This is a genomic window from Sphingomonas sanguinis (assembly GCF_001476905.1).
GTDB classification, from domain to species: domain Bacteria; phylum Pseudomonadota; class Alphaproteobacteria; order Sphingomonadales; family Sphingomonadaceae; genus Sphingomonas; species Sphingomonas sanguinis_B.
In genome coordinates this window covers 1-823 of sequence record NZ_LDTE01000187.1, presented here as the reverse complement: position 1 = coordinate 823, position 823 = coordinate 1, and the positions used below count along the sequence as shown (strand labels likewise).

General features: G+C 62.9%; 1 protein-coding gene. It reads right to left on the bottom strand.

Annotated elements, in window-relative coordinates:
* Positions 1-242: 242 nt before the first annotated feature.
* A partial coding sequence (locus tag SB4_RS18445) for a hypothetical protein (protein WP_241488698.1) occupies positions 243-823 on the bottom strand: 581 nt, incomplete at its 5' end.

Sequence of the window (823 nt, the reverse complement as noted above, 5' to 3'; positions counted from 1 at the left end):
CGCGGACCCGATCGCGCTCCTGCCGGGTAACCGGCGCACTCGCCAGCTTCGACCGGAGCGTTGACAGGCGAGGCCGCAGGCTGGTCAGCTTGCCCATGCATGTCTCTAAAAACGCGAAGGGCGGCGTGACCGAAGCCGCGCCGCCCTTCGAGGTTCAGGGGAGGTTCGCTATGACCGCCTAAAGGCCCGTCCCAGCGTGATAAGAAATAGACCGATTTTGCCCGATAAGCGAACCGACAAAATCACACCGCCGCAACATCGTCCCTATTGACACGCAAGGCCCGTGGATTTCCGCCATTCAGCACCTCGCAGATGCTGGCGATGGCACGTGCATAGCGCATGCGCAGACCATCACGCCCGGTCGACTGATCCAGCTTGCGAAGGACACGACCCCAATCGACCTCCCGCTTACCGCTGGCCAGCTGACCGATCGCGACCGCCAGCACCTTGCGGTCGACCACGGACAGGCGACCGACCCAGGCGAACGCCTCCTCCATCTCCGCCACCTCGACGCGGGTCAGGGACGCGGACCGCAACGCCACCTCCGAGCTGGACGCCTCGCCACCGCGCGCATCGTAATCGCCCGCATTACGATCACGCTGGATCTCCGGCCATGCCGAGCGCACATGCAACCATGCACGCTCACGGTCGCCACCGCGCCAGCATGTCACCATCGCCTCGACCAGGCGATCCTGCACCATGTCGAAGGTCCATGCGCCATTTGGAAGGAGGCGTCCTTCCATTGGAGAGAGGTCGTTTCCGGTCTGTCCTTCCATTTTCGGGATTCCTTTGTTCGTCATGATTGGCGGATTTCTGCGGTTTT